Origin of the sequence: Dactylosporangium sp. NPDC000521, assembly GCF_042898305.1 — a bacterium.
Classification (GTDB): domain Bacteria; phylum Actinomycetota; class Actinomycetes; order Mycobacteriales; family Micromonosporaceae; genus Dactylosporangium.
Genome location: NZ_JBIAYW010000009.1, coordinates 365,061 through 382,483, shown reverse-complemented (window position 1 = coordinate 382,483; position 17,423 = coordinate 365,061). Strand labels below are relative to the sequence as shown.

Here is a 17,423-nt window from a genome sequence, read left to right as displayed (position 1 = left end):
CGGGTGCCGCCCCATGTCCGGGGCTCGCGGGTTACGGGAGGGGTGCCTTCGGCAGCGACGGCACGGAGTTGAACACCTGCACCCCGGCCTCGTCGTCCCCGTCGAACGGCGTCACCGCCCCCTGACCCGCCCCGAGGCAGAAGTCGTCCCCGGCCGGGTCCGCGAACCACATCCCCACGTGCCCCAGCTCCTTGCGCACCCGCTCCTTCCCGACCAGCGTCGACGAGAACGCCTCCTCCGCGATCATCCGCAGCTCGGTCCGCCCCTTGCCGTACTTGTCGGTGAACACATCCCCCACGTACTCCGCCGCCCCGAACGGCGCCGCCGGCACCTCGAGCAGGAACACGGTGAACGCCGTATTCGCCGGCCCGCCGCTCACTTTGACGTCAAAGACGTCGAACCCCTTCACATCGGTCTCCAGCGCGACGCTCACGTCGACCTTGACCTTCGGCATGCACTTCGCCAGCTGCTCACTGCTCGGCGCCAGCCTGAACTTGACGACCTCGGCCTTCCCCTTGGTCGGCGAGTAGTTCGCCACCTTGTCGAACTCAACGTCCCCGTACATCGCCCCGTAGCCGACGAACGCCGCCGCCCCCGCGACCGCCCCGACCGTCAGCAACGCAAGACCCTTCACAACTCCCATGACTCCGACCTCCCTGTTCGGGCTCCACAGCGGCGCTTCGCCGTCGATTACCCCCAGAGCACGGCCCTTGCGATGCTCCCGTTCACCAACGGTTATGTCGTGACATCGACACGTGAGCGACAAACCCGGCCGCAGGCCTTCCTGTCAGACTGACAATAATCTATGCTCCATTCATGCATGACGATTCCTGGACGCCGCCGGAGGTGATGCTCGCGGTCGATCTGGTGATCCTGACGTTGCGTCGAGGCGCGCTGCACGTGCTGCTCGTCGAGCGCGGCGTCGAGCCGTTCAAAGCAACGCTGGCGCTGCCCGGCGGCTTTCTGAGCCATCGGGAGGAAGACCTCACCGCCGCGGCCCGCCGCGAGCTCTGGGAGGAGGCTGGGCTGGCGACGGACCAGTTGCATCTCGAGCAGCTGGGCGTCTACGGCGCACCAGGTCGCGATCCCCGAGGCCGCGTCGTCTCGGTGGCCTACCTGGCCATCGCGCCGAGGCTGCCTGAGCCCGTCTCGGGCACCGATGCCTTCAGCGCCTGCTGGGTTCAAACCGACCTGGTCCTCTCGTCGGCGGTCGACCTGGCCTTCGACCATCGCGAGATCGTGATCGACGGCATCGAGCAGGCCCGGCGGAGGCTGGAACGCTCCGCACTCGCGGCAGCGTTCTGCGGGCCGACATTCACGATCGCCGAGCTGCAAGAGGTGTACGAGGCGGTGTGGGGCATTGCCCTCGATCCCCGCAACTTCTACCGCAAGGTCCAGAGCGTCAACGACTTCATCGTCCCCGTGGGAGCGGTGCGCCGGACCGACGCCGGGCGACCCGCGCGGCTGTTCCGCGCCGATCCGCAGATGGTGCTGCATCCACCGATGATCCGACCGACCGGCCCCACCGAGGAGAAAGCGGAGCATCCATGAGCAGCGACCTCGTCGTGGTCCTCACCGCGCTGAACCTGGAGTACGAAGCAGTCCGGGCACGGCTCAGAAATCCACGGGTGCACCGGCACCAGGCCGGCACACGGTTCGAGGTCGGCCGGATCGGCCAGGACGGCTGCCGCATCGCGCTCGGTTTGGTCGGCAAGGGCAACCATCCGGCGGCGGTGCTGGCCGAGCGGGCAATGGCAGAGTTCTCGCCTGCCGCAGTCCTGTTCACAGGGGTCGCCGGAGCGTTGTGGCCGAGCATCCAGCTCGGCGATGTCGTAGTCGCGACCCAGGTCTACGCATACCACGGCGCCACCAGCGAGGACGACGGACTCAAGGCCAGGCCGCGGGCGTGGGAGATCCCGCACCATGCCGCCCAGATCGCGCTGCACATCGCCAGAAGCAACGACTGGGCCGACGGACTCGCCGACGGCGTCGTTCCCCGGATCCACTTCGGACCGATCGCCGCCGGCGAGGTCGTCCAGGACTCCGCGGTCTCCGACCAGGCTCGCTGGGTCCGGCAGCACTACAACGATGCGCTGGCGATCGAGATGGAAGGCGCGGGTGTCGCGCAGGCCGGTCACCTCAATCGGGCGACGCCGGTCGTCGTGGTCCGCGGCATCAGCGACCGGGCGGACGGCACAAAGACCGTCACTGACGGCGTGCACTGGCAGCCGCGGGCAGCCGCACACGCCGCCGCGTTCACGGTCGCGCTGGCACAGGAGCTGGCCGACGAAGGCACGGACAACCAGTCGACAACAGGGCAGATGGGCGGTCGGGCACGCATGGAAGCGACAACCACGAACATGGCCACCGGCAACGCACGCGTCGGCATCCAGGCAGGGCAGATCCGTGGCAACGCCGTCGTCGGCCTCGCGCCAGAGCAACCCGGCGACCTTGCGGCCGCCATCACCGAGTTGCGCGGACTGGTCGAGCAGGCCCGACGGGACGGGCGGCTCGACGATGCGACCACAGCCGCCGCGGAGGCCGAGCTGAACACCGCCGACGACTGCATCGACGACGGCGCGGTCCGCAACCGCAACTCGCTGCTGGTGGCCCTCAAGCGTCTGCTCGGACTGGTCACGGACGTCGCGGAACTGGCCACGAGGCTGCCCGCCGTCATCGGTGCGGTCCGGGACCTGACATGACCACACTGGCGACCAACGTCGCGGACGGCAACGCCAACGTCGGCGTACAGGCTGAGACCATCCACGGCAACGTCTACACCTATCAGTTGGCGCCGGACGCCTCACCAGAGGAAACATTCCGCACGGGCGTCCGCTACCTGGATGCCCGTATGCCGACCCAGGCGCGGGAGCTCATCGAGACGGCAGTGGTTCGCGGGTACGAGACCGATGAGGTCCAGTTTCACCGGCTGCTCGCCCTGCTGAGCGGCCGGACCCTGCGCCAGCTGGGAAGCGACGAATTCGACAGTCTGGCGGCGATCACCGACCGGATCGTCCGCGTCGATGGAGACGACGGCTGGTCTGCTGGCCTGAGGGTCATGCTCCAGTTGCTCGATTCCGCAAACAATGCCGACGTTGACGTGGTCCTGAAAGAGTTGATCCGCCTCCACCCAGAACAGCGAGACCGGATACTCGACCACCTCGGCGTTCTTCTTGAGGGCCCGATCGAGGATCAGCTCTGGCGCTATTCGATCGAACGGGCCGAGGCGGCGCAGACGGCAAATGCGCGAGAGGGCCGAATCTGGAAGTTCTTCCAGCCGTCGCCCGCGCCACCCCGGGTCGCTCCGGTGCAACCGGCAGCGATATCCGCGGCCCATTGGATCGGGGCAGCGCTGAGCACAGCGGTGTTCACGCTTGCCGCCGGAAATATCGGACGGACGCTGCTGCAGCATGGCGCCGCACTATCCGTGCTCGCCTTTCTGCTGTTCCTCGCGGGCACGGCCGGCGCCCTTGTGACCGGAGTCGACTGGCACTTCCGGCGCCAGCGGCTCCTTGCGAAGGAGGCCGAGTACACGCCTCCCCGGCACTGGATTCCAGAGCCTCCAGCGGACGGTTTCACCCGCAAGGTGGATCAGCAGTTCTCCAGATACTTCGCGCTGTACGTTCCGCGCGACACCGACCGTGCGACCTGGCTCGCCCACACGGCAGGCATCCGCCGAAGCCTCCGCAACGAGATCACCTCGTGCTACCGCGAATCGCGAATTGGCGCCGACCGGATCGCCTGGCTGATCCGGCACCTCGTGAGCGATGTCCGCCGGCAGTGGGAGCGCGGCGCCTTCATGGCGTACCGAACCGAACTGCGGACGCCATGGCGCACCATCGCGCTGTGCATAGTGAGTCTGGTGACGGCGGTCGTCGCCGGGTTGTACTCCATTGCCGCGGCCGCGTTCGTCGCCGATCCGTTCGGCTGGGCGCTGTCCGTCGCCGCTGTGCTCGCGACGGCGGCGACGGGGACGCTGTCCGTATTTCACATCGTTGCCGAGCGGCGGCGCGTCCAAGCCGACTCGATGGACCAGCAGCAACGGCTCGCCGCTCGCCAAACCGCGTTCGAGGCCTGGCAGCAGCGGTTGGCGGACAAGCCAACCGACGCCGAGATGGCCGTATGGTTGGACGCCGACCGGAGACTGCTGGTGGACGCGGCGATGCGGCACTACCGACTCCGCCCCAGCCAGGTGATCGCGCACACCTTCATCGAGGCCCCCGCACGGTCGTACGAGCGCGCTCGCGTCCGCCGCGGACCGTGGCGCTACTCCCGGTATCAGTTGCTGCTCTTTCTCCTCACCGATGACGGAGTACGGCAGGTCGACATCGAGCTGGACTTCAAGGGGTGCACCTCGCACACCACACAGCGCCTGAACTACCGCTTCGACGCGGTCGCGGCGGTTCGCGTACACGGAGTGGCGACCGACCGGCAGGTCTTTGAACTCACGCTCGTGAACGGCAACCCGATCACGGTCCGCGTGACCGAATCCGGCAGCGGACCGCTTGAGCCAGGCGAGGACGCCGGAGGACTGGCACGGGTTTCGTTGGACGCTTCCGGCCTGATGCACACGCTGAACGTCTTGGAGGGCATCGCCGCCGAAGGCAAGGAGTGGATCAGGCATCAGCGCCGCCGGGCGGACGAACGACTCGCCGACCTCACGACCGTCATCAGCGACTTGATGGAGTGAGTAGCTGGCCGTTGCGGGGGTTCGGGCGGGCGAGCCAGAGGCCCGTGCCGTACATGGCCAGGCCGAGGGCGATGAACGCGCCCGCCACCGCATACCGGAAGCCGGCCGGCATGTAGGTGGCCAGGAACCAGCTGTGGTGGAGCTTGTCGTTGGCGACGAAGATCGCGGCGACGATGCCCTGCGGAACGAGGGGGATGGCGCCGAGGCCGAAGCACCAGCCGGCAACCGCCTTCTGGGTGTTGCTCATGTGGTCGAACCGCAGGGTCTTCTGCGTGACCGGCTTGCGGCCCGTGCGCATCGTGTCCAGCAGCTCGGGGCCGTGGGACGCGAGGCGGCGCTCGGCCAGCGAACCGAAGAACCAGAAGCACGCCGCGCCGGTCAGCAGGCCGACCGCCACGCCCGCCCAGCCGAACCAGATCGCTGTGAGCAGAGCTGGCGCGGCCGTCAGCAGGACGAGGGCGATCATCAGGTATGCCAGGCCGGTCAGGCCGCCGTCGTTCTCGCTGGTGCGCAGCGGGTTGCCGGCGCGGCGGTGCGGGTCGGTGCCGGGGATCAGGGCGTACACCGAGACGAGCGGGATCAGGCCGGCGGCGCCGCCCAGCAGCGCTGGCAGCAGGGCGAGGACCAGGGGCCACGGGCCGCCCGAGACCGCCGTGAAAACCAACGTGACAAGGATTGCCAGCGGGGCCTGGACGGAGAGGAATGCGAGCTGGCGGCCACGCACGTCGGAGGCGTTGGCGAGCAGGGTGAGCCAGAGGGCGGTGCCGTCGGTGCCGTACAGGTTGGAGGACATCGCGGCGGCCATCACCACGAAGATGGGGCCGGCGTAGGGAAGCATGCCGTTCCAGCCGATGAGCAGCGGGCTGGCGGCGAAGCAGACGCCGTAGGAGAGCGCGAACGCCAGCTGGTGGTTGCGGACCAGGTCACGCGACCAGGTGAGCAACTCCTTCGCCACCACGGCGCCTGCGGCGGACGCGGGCCGCACAGACCACGCGCCGCGGCCGGACGACGGGCGGGAGCGCCGGCCGAGCAGCGCCGCCCAGAGCGCGAGCAGCACCAGTACCGACGCCGCCAACGCCGCAAGAGCCCACCAATGCCCGCGGGCGGCCTGCACGCCCCAGGACGACGGCAGATATTCAACGAACGATGGAATTCCGGTCTCGCCGAACGCGACGAAGAAGACCCAGACCTGCCCGAGCGCCGCCAGGATCGCCCCGTTGACGAGGCCGGAACCGATCGCACCGGCCCGCGACCGCAACGCGATGCCGACCAGGGCCACGCACACCTTCGACAGCAGCACGAAGACCGCGAGTTGCAGCAGCGTCGCCGGTACGGCCAGCAACACCGAACCGGAGCGGATTCCAACAACGAGCAGACCCAGCAGCGCGGTGAACAACACGAGCGGCGCGACACCGACGAACGCCGCGGTCAGCAGGCCCGTCGCCAGGCGCCGCGAAGGCAGCCCGAGCAGCGCGAAGTACTCCGGCCGGACCGTCTCGTCGCCGCCGCCCATGAACACGGGGCCAAGCATCCAGCCGAGCATCCAGACCGCGTACCCGGCGGCGAGGAGGTCCGCGTTGACGAAGGCCAGGTAGATCGTCCCGGCCGCCAGCACAGCCCCGAGCAGCGCACCCGTGCCGGCCGTCTGCGCGCGCGGCCCACGGAAGGCGTGCCGCAGGATGGCGAACTTCATCTGCGCCATGGTCACTTCGACAGCCACGACAGCTCCTTCTTGGTCTGCTCGGTGCCCACCAGCCCGACGAACGTGTCCTCCAACGACCGCCCGCCCCGCACCTCGTCCAGCGGCCCCGCAGCGACCACCCGGCCCGCATCGACGACGGCCACGTGATCGCAGAGCTGCTCGACCAGCGCCATCACGTGACTCGACAGCACGATCGACCCGCCACCCGCCACAAACCCACGCAGGATGGATTTGATGGTCGCCGCCGACACGGGATCGACCGCCTCGAACGGCTCGTCCAGCACCAGCAACCGCGGCGCGTGCAGCAGCGCCGTCGCCAGCCCGATCTTCTTCCGCATCCCCGTCGAGTACTCAATGACCAGCGCCTTCGAGGCGGTATCAAGCTCAAGCACGGCAAGAAGCTCCTCGGCCCGCTCGGCCACGACGTCCCGAGGCATGCCACGCAGGAGCCCGAGGTACGTGAGCACTTCCCGCCCCGTCAGCCGCTCCGGCATGGCAAGCCCGTCGGGAAGGACCCCGACCAGCGCCTTGGCCTGCGCGGGCGCCGCCCAGACATCCGCCCCGAAGATGCTGGCCGAGCCATCGTCCGGCCGCAGCAACCCGACCGCCATCGACAGGGTCGTGGTCTTCCCGGCCCCGTTCTGCCCAACCAGCCCGTAGAACGACCCCCGCGGCACCGTCAGATCAACCCCGGCCACGGCGACCTTGTCCCCGAACCGCTTGACCAGCCCCCGAATATCCAACGCCGTTTCCATGCCGACGACGCTACGGACGGATCGACCCCAGCGGATTGCCCCTGCCTACCTGACGGGGGTGGGGCTATCTACACCTTCCGGAGCGACCACAGCTCGCGATAGAGTGACGTCGTTCGAAGAGGTTCGTGTACCACACCCGCCGTATCGAACGCGGAGCCCAAATGTCAGGCGGTCATCACCGCCACCTGGGCTGAGACCCCGCACCACGGCACACCTCATCTTGTAGCGCTCATGCGTGTCGACGGACCTCTCCCGCCAATGCGATGAGGAGCACTGCCGTGTCCCAACCAGATTCCGACCCCCGACCCCGTTGGTTGTGTCCTCCGATCCGGAACAACTGCGAATGGCTGGCGTACGCCAGCGGTCTTGTCGCCCGCGCAACACCGCTGGCCGCGTCGGCCCCGATCCCGTCGTTGTTCGGCAACACGTTCGAGCTCTGCACCGTGTTCGACCTGGCCGATCACATGCCATACCCCCACCTGCTCGACGCGCTTCCTCCGATGGAGGGGCTCTGGACGGCTTGGCGCGCCGGATTCCAGCCCCCGCCGGACGACCACGAAGCCGACTTCCGGCACTGGCGCCGCGCCGAGCCGGTCCCGCCGGCATGGCTGCATGCGGCAGGGAGCGATCTGGCCCAGCGGCTGGAGGTGGTGTACCAGTTCGGCGACACCGCCGAGAGCAGCCGGCACTGGCTGGCGAAATGGGGCATGGTCTGCGATACGTTCAACGACCGCCGACGAATCACGGCGGCGGAGGCGGCAACGTTCCGGGCATTCTGGCAGGCACATCAGGCCGGTCCGAAGGACACCCTCCGGCAGCTCGGTCCCGTCCGGGCCGCGGACGTGCCACTGCTGGGCGGACACCGCATGGCCGACCTGATCGCAGGCACCACCATGGTCGAGATCAAGACCGGTCTCATGTCCGACGCGGTGCTGGCGGATACCGTTCTGCAGGCTGCCGAATACGCCTTGGCCGCGCCCGACGCCGGCTACGACATCGACAACGTCGTGATCTATCTCGCCAGGTATCGACTGATCATCCGGACTCCACTGCAGGAACTCGCCAACAGCCTGGCCGGCAAACCCGTCGACCTTGCCAGCGATCGCGCGGCGTTGCGGCAACCCGAACCGCTGCGCTCCCCGAACAGCCGCAGCCGACACCATCACGGCCCGCTGCCGTAGCCAGCACGAAAGTCGGGGGCGCCGCTACGCCCCCGACAAGCCGTCGTCAGGAGCAGTGGGCGGCCTCGAAGGTCTGGTGGCCGCGGCCCGACTGGCAGCGCTGGGTGCGGTCGCCCGAGACGAAGCGGAACCGGCCGTCGGGCTCGCGGTGCAGGGCGACCCGATAACGCATCGCCTTGATGGAATCGTCGCCGAGTTTGGTGAGGGTCACGGTGAGGACCGGGTCGTCGTCGGTCTTGTCGCGGTGCAGGTAGATGTCGACCGGGCCGTCGAAGCCGCGGTTCAGATCGAGCAGTTCCGCCACGGTGCTGTCCGCCGCCTCCGCCCAGGCCGGTGCGGTGGAGTCGATGTGGGCGTTGAAGCCGGGCGCTGCCAGTACACCTCCTGCATCGACGGTGACACGGTCCGGCCATGGCGCGCCGGGCGCCTGGGTCGCGGGCGGCGTCCAGGGTGCCGCGCCGGGCTGCTCGATCGGGTCGCTGCAACCGGCGAGGAGCGCGATCAGGACAAGAGGCATCGCTCGGAGTTTCACGGGAACAAAGACGCTCGTGAGCGCGGGTAGGTTTACACGAGATCCGCGAGCAGGGTGTCGGTGAGGCGTTCCTCGTGGACGGCGGCGTCTTCGCGGTGCATGGCTGCGGCGAGGTCCGGGTCCCACCACGTGGCAACCGGTGTGCCGGTCAGAGGGTGCGGCGGGGTCTGGGGGTCGCGGGTGGCGCGGACCGCAGCCTCGTAGTCGGCGGCGCCGAAGCGCCACGGAAGCGCGCCGGTGCGGCGCATGACGCGGCCGGCGATCGCGACGCCCGGCCAGTCGAAGTCGCCGTGGTACTTCAAATCCACGCCATCAAGAGCGGCCAGGGCGTCGAGAAGAGCGAGCGTGACCACGGTCGGGTTGCCGAGGGTGCAGACCATCGCGGCGCGCAGCGAAAGCTGGGCGGCGGCCTCCAGGACGCGGGGGTTCTCGCACACGTACACGGTCTGCGGTTCCATGACGATCGGCAGGAGCTGGCGCACGTCGCGCAGGGTCAGGTGGGCCTCGGCGTGATGGGATGCCCGGGAGCGCAGCTGGCCGGCCTGGAAGCCGTCGCCGAGCGGGCGCAGGCCGTACGTGAGGACGGTGGTCGCCACGGTGTCGCCGGCCACGCCGACGGACTCCCACAGGGCACGCCGCTCCACTGCCGAGCCGGGCGCCGGGGAGACGGTGGCCAGGGCGATCCCGCGCAGCACGACGCGGTTGAGCAGCGTGTCGTCGTCGAGGCCGTGGGCGGTGCCGGTGACCTGCTCGGCCAGCTCGCCCCGGGACCACAGCCGCGGCGCCTCCCCCAGGACCAACCCTAAACACGTCACAGCCTGGATCAGCAGGCGCTGCGCCGCGGGCGACGGCAGGCGGCCGATGATGCCGCTGCGCCAGACGGCGTCGAGCCAGTCGGTCACCCACTCCTGGCCGTCGAGGCCGACCTCGGACGCGGTGGCGAGGACCTGTCCACGCAGCACGGCTCGCCGGTCGCGTTCGGCGGCGGCGTCGGCGCGGCGGTCGGGGATCGGGCCGGTCACCGCCTCGACGACCTCGACGAGGCCCGTGCCGGCGGCGCTGGAGCGCAGCAAGCGGTCGAGCGCGGCGAGGTCGACGGTGACCGAGGCGCCGACGGCCCGGCCGAGCAGCTGTCCGATGGCGTCGCGGTCCTGCAGCGAGCCACAGTGGACGATCAGCCTGCCCTCAGCACGGCGGCCGTTGCGCTGCAGCCGCCCACGCACGGAGGTCCACAGTGGACTCAGCGACGGGGAGCGCAGCCACTGCAGCGCGACGGGCGGGATCATGCGGGCAGGACCGCGCGGCGGCTGCCGTCCCAGCGGAAGTGCAGGGTGGCGACGCCGGGCTGGGCAGGGTCGCGGAGGCATTCGTAGATGCCGAGCGACGGCACCTCCGGGAAGCAGCCCCACAGCCGTTCGCTGGTGAGGACGGCGTCAAGGTCGAGGGCGACGAGCAGGCCCAGCAGGCGGCCGTGCGTGGGCTCGTCGACCTTGGCGAACGCGTCGTCGAGCAGGATCAGCCGCGGCGCCGGCGGGTGGGCGTCGCCGACGGAGGAGAAGTGGGCCGCGGCGGCGGCGAACAGCACCAGGTAGGACACGACCCGCTGCTCGCCCTGTGACATGGCGGTGCGCGCCGACAGGGTCCGCTCCCGGTCCGGGTTCGCCTGGTCGGTGACCTTCACGGTGAACGTGAACCACTGCCGGTAGTCCAGCGCGGTCCGCAGATGCACGGCGTAGCCTGCGGACGGGTCGCCGCGGCGGGCGTCGTCGACCCGGCGGGCCAAGACCTCGCGGAGCCGGTCGTTCTGCTCGCGGGTCCGCAGGGCGAGCGGCGTCCTGAGCAGCCCGACGGCCGCGCGGGTGTCGGCGTCCGCGTCGGCGCGCAGCGACCACACGAGCCGGGCGCCGAGGCCATGCGAGGTGCGGACCTGGGCGAGGGTGGCGTTCATCCCGTTGACCAGCGTCTCGGCGGCGAGGATCTGCCGGGTGAGCGCGTCGCCGAGCTCGCCGAGCAGGAACCGCTCGAACGCCTGCCGCTCCCGGTCCGCGACCGCCGTCCGCTTCTGGTCCAGCTCGGCGCCGAGGCGGGAGGTGGCGTGCGCGACCGGGTGCTGCCCGATGTCGTCGGCGATCTCGACGACCTTGACGCCGTCGCGGTCCTCCCAGATCAGGTCGTACCCGCCGGCGAGCCGCCCACGCACGTCGATGTACTTGAGGTGCAGCGCGTTCTCGCCGACGTCGGTCCGCTTCGGGCCGAGGGCGTCGGCGAGCTTCGCGGCGAGCCCGTCGAGCCGCGCGATGCGTTCGCGGGGTGTCTCGGCGACGTCCGGCGGCACCGCGACGTCCTCACCGAGGTCCAGCGCGGCGGCGACGCCCGGCAGCGTCATGATCCGTGGCAGTGCGGTGCCCGCCTGCAGCGCGACGCGCTCCTGGTCGGCGAGCCGGCCTCGCGCCTCGTCACGGGCGTGCTCCGCGGTGATCCGTCGGTCGCGGCTGCTCTGGTACCGACTGCGCAAGGTCGGCAGGCGCTGCTCCGCGTCGCGCAGCCTGCTCTCGGCGGCGGCTTCCCGGGCCATGACCTCGGCCGCGTCGGCCTGCAGCGATTCCTGCAGCACAGCCAGCTCGGCGGCCGCCTCGGCGTGCTCGGTTGCCGCGGCCGTCGCCGCCTCGGCCGCCTCGTCGACCCGCTGCCGGGCGGCGGTGATGCCATCGAGGTGCTCCGTGGAGCGGTGCAGCAGCTCCAGGAGGCCGTCCGTGTCGCGGCGGTGCCGGGGCAGCTCGTCGGCGAGCCGCCGCAGCCGGCCGTCGACACGGGTCAGGTCGTCCGGGTCGCCCGGCAGGAGGTGCGCGTCGGCGGCGGCGGTGACCTTGCGGCGCTGCGCGGCGGCCTCGGTGGCGAGGTCGCGGGCCCGCCGCCGCGCGTCGGTGACCTGCGCGGTCAGCGCGGTGACGGCGGCCTGCCCCTCGTCGCGCCGGGCTTGAGCGGTACGCAGCGGCTCCGCGTCGGGAAGCGCGGCGAGAAGCCGGTCGAGGTCGCCGCGCAGGGTCGCGACGTCGGCGAGCTCCCGGTCGATCCCGTCGAGCGTGGCGACGCCGTCGTCGATCTGCGCCTGCAGCTCGGCGAGCCGCCGGGCGCGCAGGGCTGCCCGGTTCGCCGCCCCGACGTACTCGGCCGCCGGCTTCCGCCACGCCCCGTACGCCACCCCGAGCCGCCAGCTCCCGTCCGCCCCGATCCAACTCCCGGCGTCATCAACGCCGGCCGCGGAAACACCGACAGCGGCGCCAGCCACGGAAACGCCGGCAGCAGCGTCCGCTCCATCCGCGGGAACGCCGTCCACTCCAGCTCCAGCCCCAGGGACAGCGCCGGCCGAAACGTCGGCGGCGTCTACCTCGTCTGCGGAAACGCCGTCCGCTCCACCGCCAGGAACGGCAGCCGCAGAGCCGCCGGCGGCACCTCCATCGTCCACGGGAACGCCGTCCGCGGAAACGCCGCCGGCGCCTGCGTCATCCGCGGGTGCGGCGTCCGCGCGGAAGCCGATGGCGGCCAGGAGAGCGGTCACCTCGTCAGCGCCGGGAACAGGAACCAGTGCCGTGCCGAGCAGCGAGTCCTGGACGGGCGGGCCGGGGCGCAGCAGCACCTCACCTGTGCCGGGCGCGACAAGAGCGCCGGCCGCGGTGACCTCGCCGTCGAGCAGGCCACTCGCCTCCAGCGCCGCCTCGATCGAGGCCCGTCGCGTGTCGTCGAGCCCGTCGGCGAAGTCGACCAGCCGGTACAGCGGCCGCTCGGCGGCAGCGCCAGCGAACCGCGACCGGGGCGGTGACGGATCCGGCTTCGCCGCCCACTCCTGATACTCGGCGCGGACGGCCGCGAGCCGGTCCGCCGCCCGGGTCCGCTCGTGCAGCAGCGTGTCGCGCCGACGCTCCAGAGCAGCACGGACCGGGGCCAAACAAGCTTCGGCAGCCTCCCGTACCGACGCCGGAGACTCAGCGAGGAGCACCGGCGCCGCATCGATCCCGGCCACGGCCACGAGCGGGTCCTCGGTCCAGCGCTGCACGGCGGTCGAGTAGGCGTCCGCCGCCGCCTGCAGCAGGGTGGCGAGCTCGTCCAGGCGCTCACGGGCTGTGCCGAGCTGGCCGTCGAGCAGTTCCGCGTCGCCGGCGGCGCGGGTGGCCTGCTCCGCGGCCCGGGTCGCGCGGCGGATCAGGTCCTGCAGGTCGGCGACCGCGCGCCGGCGCGCCGCCACCGCCGCCTCGGCCTGCTTGCTCTGGTCGCGGTACGTCCCCAGCTCCCGCGAAGCGTCCCGCACGTCGACGGCGCGGACCTGCAGGCCCGGGACGGCGTCGTACCGCAGCGCCGGTGCCACACCGAGGTGGCCGACGTCCAGCCCGGCCTCGCCGGCGACGTCGCGGAGCCGGCCGTGGTCCTCCCGCAGCCGCGCGGACGCCGCCGCGATGCGGTTGGATTCGTCCTCGAACCGGGCGACGAGGTTGCCGAGGTTGCGCTCCTCGGCGGCCGCCTGGCTGGCGGTGGCCCGGGCCGCGGATTGCAGCGCTTGCACCGCCTGGCGGCGCTGGGCCAGGTCGCGGACCGCCCGGTACGCGGCGCTCTCCCGCACGGCGGTGAGCTCCGCCCGCGCCTCCCGCCCTGCCAGCTCCAGCGCGTCGGCCGCGGCGGCAGCGACCTGCTCCTCGTCGACGGCGGCGGACACCTGCCGTTCGTGCTGGCCGGCCTGCCGCCGCCGGTCGCGCAGCTCCTGCAGCGCCTGCTGGACGGCGCCGACGCGGGCGCGCAGCTCGCCCTGCAGGTAGCCGCGGTAGCCGGTCATGAGGTCGGCGAGCGCGCCGTGGGTGCGTTCGAGCCGGCCGAGGTCCTCGCGGACGGTCTCCAGGTCGTCGAGGTTGTGCGCGACCGAGTCGAGCACGTCGTCGTCCAGCGGCGGCAGCGCCTCGCCGAGCTCGGTCGCGAGCTGACCTGCCTCGATCCGGTCCCCGATCGTCGGCCTGCGCAGCCTGTACAGCAGGTGCACGAGATTCTGGTAGCGACCGGCGTCGTTGACGCCGAAGAGTTCCCGCCCGACGCGCGCCCGGTAGTCGCGCGCGCCGGCGATGACGGCACCGTCGCCGAGCCGCTCCCGCAACCGCTCCAGCGGCAGCGGCTGCCCGTCGACGACGAGCGCGACGTCGATCCCGACCCGCAGCGGCGTGATGAAGTACTGCAGCCGCGCCTCGCCCGTCGCGGAGGACCAGCGCACGACCGCGCCGAGCGTCAGGTGCCGCTCGCTGCCGTCCTCCGCCTGCCGCCGCAGCTCCAGCCACAGGAACCCCTGCCGGTTGACGCCGGTGGCGCCCTCGCTCATCAGCCAGCGGAACGTGGTCTTGCCGGCCCCGGTCGCGTCGAGCCGCTTCACGTCCCCGTCGAGCAGGAACGGCAGCAGCATCTCCAGCGCCTTCGACTTGCCCGCGCCGTTCTTGCCGCGCAGCAGCAGCCGGCCGTCCTCGAACTGGAATACCTGCTCGCCGTACTGCCAGACGTTGCAGATGCCCGCCCGGTGCAGCTGAAACCGCGTCACCGCTGCCCCTCGCTCTCGAGCACCGCGTAGCGGGCCGCCGCCGCGAGCAGCACCAGTGTGCCTTCGGGTGCGTCGCCGCGGACGTTGCGGGCGTCGACCGCGCGCTCGGCGGCGACGTCCTCGTCGGATTCGGCGTCGGCGACCGTCGCCCCCGCGCGGCCCAGCAGCCCGAGCTGCGTCAACAGGTCGACGACGGCGTCGCTCAGTGCGGTGGGGTTTCCGGTGTACGACCCGGCCCACCGCCTCGAGTGCCGCTCGATCAGCTCTGCGAGGATCCGCTCGACGAGCCCGTCCGGCACCGGCACGCCCACCGCCAGCGGCCCGCCCCGCGACACGGCCGGCGCGAGCTCACGGACCAGTGCCTCGACGGTCAGCAGCGCGGCCTGCGCGACGGTGCCCGTACCGGGGAAGTCCACATCGGACAGTTCATCGTCGGGATCGAGGAGCGCCGCCCCTTCGGCCCGCAGCTCGGCGTGCAGGCCCGTGTAGTCGGCGAACGCACGCTCGTCGCGGCGCTGCTCCTTGCGCAGCCAGGCCCGCTCCTTCGCGGTGAGGTCGTCCACGTACACGACCGGGCACTCCACGAGCCGTCTGCGCACGGCGTGCCGGGCGCCTCCGGGCCCTGCCACTGCCGCGGCCGCGATGAACTCCTCCGCGCTGCCCGCCCTGCCGATCGGCGCGGCGAGCAGGTGCGTCACCAGGTCCCGGTCCACGGTGAGCAGCGCCTCCTCCTGATCACCGTCGACGGTCCCCTGCTCTTCCACCAGCACCCGCCACCGTACGAGCTGCCGCAACGCCGTCGTCAGCGCCCGCCGCTCCACCGGCCGGTCGACGTCCCCGAGGTCGATCCCGGCCTCGACAGCGGCGCTGCGCACGTCTGCCACCAGCTGTGACAGCAGCAGCTGCTCCGGCCCGGTGAGCAGGACCGCCGCGGTGAGCGTCAGGTATGTGTAGGACCGTGGGGTGAACGGCCCCGTCGGCCGCAGCAATGGCCGCCCCTGCCCAACCGGCAGCCCCGTCTTGAACAGCCGGGCGAAGCCGGCCTCGACGACCAGCCGGTACCCGAGAAACTGCCCGAACCAGCTCTTGAGCCAGTCCGCGTGCCGCCGCACCAGCGGGAACTCGTCGTGCGTGGGGTGCAGCAGCGGCTGCCCGAGCAGCGCCCGGACCGCCCGCCGCCGCTCCTCGGCAAGGGCGATGTCGTGCTCGTGCTGCTCAGCCACGCCCGCTCTCCGTCAGCTCGGTTCCTGTTCGCTCGGGTTCTGGCTGCTCGGATTCCGGCTGCTCGGGCTCGCGGGCCGCGCTGCCAGGCTCACGGCTGGCACTGTCGGGCTCACGGCCCGCATTGCCGGGCTCATGGTGCGCGCTGGCGGGCTCGCGGTCCGCGCTGCCGGTCTCGCGGCCTGCGCTCTCGGGCTCACGGCCCGCGCCGCCGGACTCACGACCCGCGCTGCCGGGCTCACGACCGGCGATGTCGGGCTCGTGGCCCGCGATCAGGATCGCCAGGTCTTCGGCGGTGAAGTCGCCGCCGGCGGAGCGCAGGGTCAGCGCGTGGCCCGGCTTGGCGATGAGCTCGCAGCGCAACCCCAAGTCGATCGACACGGTGACCGCCGTGCCCGCCGCGGGATCGCCGGCGCCGAGGGCCTGCGCCATGAGCTCCAGCAGCAGCTGCATCGCCGGCCCGGACAGCCGCACCGCGGACAGGTCCGCCGCCGCGGACAGCAGCTCGGCCGCGGCCCGGACCCGTGCGTCCTGCGCTGCGGCCGCCTGCTCGACCAGCAGCCGCTGCTGCGCGCTACGGTCCACGATCCCGCCGGGCCGCCCACGCGCGGCCCGCTCACCGCGTTCGCGCAACGCCACGGGCACCGTCACCGCCGGCCGCGACCACCAGCTGTCCGTCGCCGGCACGACCGCCTCCGCGTCGGCGGCCAGTCCGAGGTGCCTGCTGCCGTACAGGCCGAACGCCGCGGTGAACAGATCCGCGGCGGTGCCCGCGTCCGCCGCGTCGAACCAGGCCGCCAGCCGCAACAGGTCGCGGCGCCGCGACGTGGCCTGCCCCGACGAGCGGATCATCCGTTTCGCGTTGGCCAGCAGCGACTGCAGTGCCCGCAGGGTCGCGTCACGCAGCTGGTTGACCTCGCTGCGCCGCCCACCGGTGTCCTCGAACCAGGCCCGCAGCGCCACCCAGTCGTCCAGCGAGTGCCCCCGGGTGCGCTGCACGACGACGCCGAGGTCCTTCGCCGCCTCCGCCAGCCCGCCCTCGTCGAGCCGCTCCAGCAGCCCGTCCAGGTGCGGCCAGATCCGCCGCAGGTGATGCTGGATCCGCGGCGACAGCAGCACCACCTCCTCGGTGATCGACTCGACGTAGTCCAGCAGCAGGTTCTTGAACCCGGCGTATTCGCTGCCGTCCAGGTCGTACCGCGCGAGCACCTGCCCCAGGTAGGCGTAGAAGTCGCGGACCGAGTCACGGAACTGCCAGAACTGCGCGAACACCGCCGCGACCGTGTCCCGCGCCCGGACCATGTCGGCACCGCCGGGATCTTCAAGCAGCTCGCTCAGCGCCGCGAGCCCAGTCGCCACCAAGCCAAGCAGCTCCCGGCTGATCTCCCGCGCCGTCTCCGCACTCGCAAGGACCTCGTCGACCTGCCGCTGCACCCGCTCCCCCAGCGGCGACAGCTGATACCGCGACCGGGTCCGCTGATACTCCTCGATGCTCTTCACCCGCACCGAGTGCGAGCTCGGCAGCAGGTTCCCCCAGGCGACCAGCTGATTGAGCCGACTGACCGCCGTGTCCAGCGGCAACCCGTCGACCGCCTCCACCACCTGCTGCGCCGACAGATCGGTCATCAACGAGGCGCTGAACAACCGCATGATCGCCAGGTAAGTGCCCCGCTCAGGCACGGTAAGGTACGTGTACGCCTCAAGCCGCTCCAGATCCTCGGACACCCGCAAAGGATAAACGCTGCCCAGCCCAACCAAACTGATCGCTGCCGA

At 71.4% G+C, this 17,423-nt stretch carries 12 protein-coding genes; 4 read left to right on the top strand and 8 right to left on the bottom strand.

The genetic code is table 11. The annotated features are described in order from the left end of the window. Positions 1–31 precede the first annotated feature (31 nt). Positions 32–643 carry a hypothetical protein gene (locus ACFY3L_RS29575; protein WP_389331017.1) on the bottom strand — a complete coding sequence of 204 codons (612 nt, stop codon included), beginning with the start codon at positions 641–643 and terminating at the stop codon, positions 32–34. 173 nt (positions 644–816) lie between these two features. On the opposite strand from ACFY3L_RS29575, the gene ACFY3L_RS29570 reads away from it, so the two are divergent. Genes ACFY3L_RS29570 through ACFY3L_RS29560 form a run of 3 tightly spaced genes read left to right on the top strand, consistent with a single transcriptional unit; the run spans position 817 to position 4,690 of the window. Next, positions 817–1,551 carry an NUDIX domain-containing protein gene (locus tag ACFY3L_RS29570; RefSeq protein WP_389331014.1) on the top strand — a complete coding sequence of 245 codons (735 nt, stop codon included), beginning with the start codon at positions 817–819 and terminating at the stop codon, positions 1,549–1,551. Further along, positions 1,548–2,702, top strand: coding sequence for a purine phosphorylase (locus tag ACFY3L_RS29565; RefSeq protein WP_389331011.1), 1,155 nt, complete (start codon positions 1,548–1,550; stop codon positions 2,700–2,702). Before ACFY3L_RS29570 ends, ACFY3L_RS29565 begins: the two co-directional genes overlap by 4 nt. Beyond that, entirely contained in the window at positions 2,699–4,690 is a 1,992-nt protein-coding gene (locus ACFY3L_RS29560; RefSeq protein WP_389331008.1) for a hypothetical protein, read from the top strand. The genes ACFY3L_RS29565 and ACFY3L_RS29560 overlap by 4 nt, the downstream gene beginning before the upstream one ends. Here ACFY3L_RS29560 and ACFY3L_RS29555 read toward each other — a convergent pair. After that, on the bottom strand, positions 4,671–6,410 hold the full coding sequence (locus ACFY3L_RS29555) for a hypothetical protein (protein ID WP_389331005.1): 1,740 nt from the start codon (positions 6,408–6,410) through the stop codon (positions 4,671–4,673). The two genes, ACFY3L_RS29560 and ACFY3L_RS29555, sit on opposite strands and share 20 nt — an antisense overlap. After that, complete coding sequence (locus tag ACFY3L_RS29550) at positions 6,395–7,147, bottom strand: ABC transporter ATP-binding protein (RefSeq protein ID WP_389331002.1); 753 nt, start codon at positions 7,145–7,147, stop codon at positions 6,395–6,397. The genes ACFY3L_RS29555 and ACFY3L_RS29550 overlap by 16 nt, the downstream gene beginning before the upstream one ends. A gap of 413 nt (positions 7,148–7,560) precedes the next feature. On the opposite strand from ACFY3L_RS29550, the gene ACFY3L_RS29545 reads away from it, so the two are divergent. Further along, positions 7,561–8,328 carry a hypothetical protein gene (locus ACFY3L_RS29545; protein ID WP_389330999.1) on the top strand — a complete coding sequence of 256 codons (768 nt, stop codon included), beginning with the start codon at positions 7,561–7,563 and terminating at the stop codon, positions 8,326–8,328. A 46-nt stretch (positions 8,329–8,374) separates the two neighbouring features. Here the strand turns inward: ACFY3L_RS29545 and ACFY3L_RS29540 are convergent, their stop codons facing one another. From ACFY3L_RS29540 to ACFY3L_RS29520, 5 genes are read right to left on the bottom strand one after another with little or no spacing between them, the layout of a single operon-like run. Then, on the bottom strand, positions 8,375–8,845 hold the full coding sequence (locus ACFY3L_RS29540) for a hypothetical protein (protein WP_389330995.1): 471 nt from the start codon (positions 8,843–8,845) through the stop codon (positions 8,375–8,377). 47 nt (positions 8,846–8,892) lie between these two features. Continuing rightward, on the bottom strand, positions 8,893–10,146 hold the full coding sequence (locus tag ACFY3L_RS29535; protein WP_389330992.1) for a TIGR02679 family protein: 1,254 nt from the start codon (positions 10,144–10,146) through the stop codon (positions 8,893–8,895). Then, positions 10,143–14,429, bottom strand: a complete 4,287-nt coding sequence (locus ACFY3L_RS29530; protein ID WP_389330990.1) for a TIGR02680 family protein — start codon at positions 14,427–14,429, stop codon at positions 10,143–10,145. Before ACFY3L_RS29530 ends, ACFY3L_RS29535 begins: the two co-directional genes overlap by 4 nt. Continuing rightward, the gene (locus ACFY3L_RS29525; RefSeq protein ID WP_389330987.1) at positions 14,426–15,652 is read right to left on the bottom strand and encodes a TIGR02678 family protein; all 1,227 of its coding nucleotides are present in this window, start codon (positions 15,650–15,652) and stop codon (positions 14,426–14,428) included. The genes ACFY3L_RS29530 and ACFY3L_RS29525 overlap by 4 nt, the downstream gene beginning before the upstream one ends. Further along, on the bottom strand, positions 15,645–17,375 hold the full coding sequence (locus ACFY3L_RS29520; protein ID WP_389330984.1) for a TIGR02677 family protein: 1,731 nt from the start codon (positions 17,373–17,375) through the stop codon (positions 15,645–15,647). Before ACFY3L_RS29520 ends, ACFY3L_RS29525 begins: the two co-directional genes overlap by 8 nt. Positions 17,376–17,423: the final 48 nt, after the last annotated feature.

What these genes read in the sequence shown, in the direction of transcription:
- ACFY3L_RS29565 (WP_389331011.1), top strand. Translation starts at nt 1,548, where the DNA reads ATGAGCAGCGACCTCGTCGTGGTCCTCACCGCGCTGAACCTGGAGTAC.
- ACFY3L_RS29535 (WP_389330992.1), bottom strand. Translation starts at nt 10,146, where the DNA reads ATGATCCCGCCCGTCGCGCTGCAGTGGCTGCGCTCCCCGTCGCTGAGT.
- ACFY3L_RS29540 (WP_389330995.1), bottom strand. Translation starts at nt 8,845, where the DNA reads ATGCCTCTTGTCCTGATCGCGCTCCTCGCCGGTTGCAGCGACCCGATC.
- ACFY3L_RS29560 (WP_389331008.1), top strand. Translation starts at nt 2,699, where the DNA reads ATGACCACACTGGCGACCAACGTCGCGGACGGCAACGCCAACGTCGGC.
- ACFY3L_RS29575 (WP_389331017.1), bottom strand. Translation starts at nt 643, where the DNA reads ATGGGAGTTGTGAAGGGTCTTGCGTTGCTGACGGTCGGGGCGGTCGCG.
- ACFY3L_RS29550 (WP_389331002.1), bottom strand. Translation starts at nt 7,147, where the DNA reads ATGGAAACGGCGTTGGATATTCGGGGGCTGGTCAAGCGGTTCGGGGAC.
- ACFY3L_RS29570 (WP_389331014.1), top strand. Translation starts at nt 817, where the DNA reads ATGCATGACGATTCCTGGACGCCGCCGGAGGTGATGCTCGCGGTCGAT.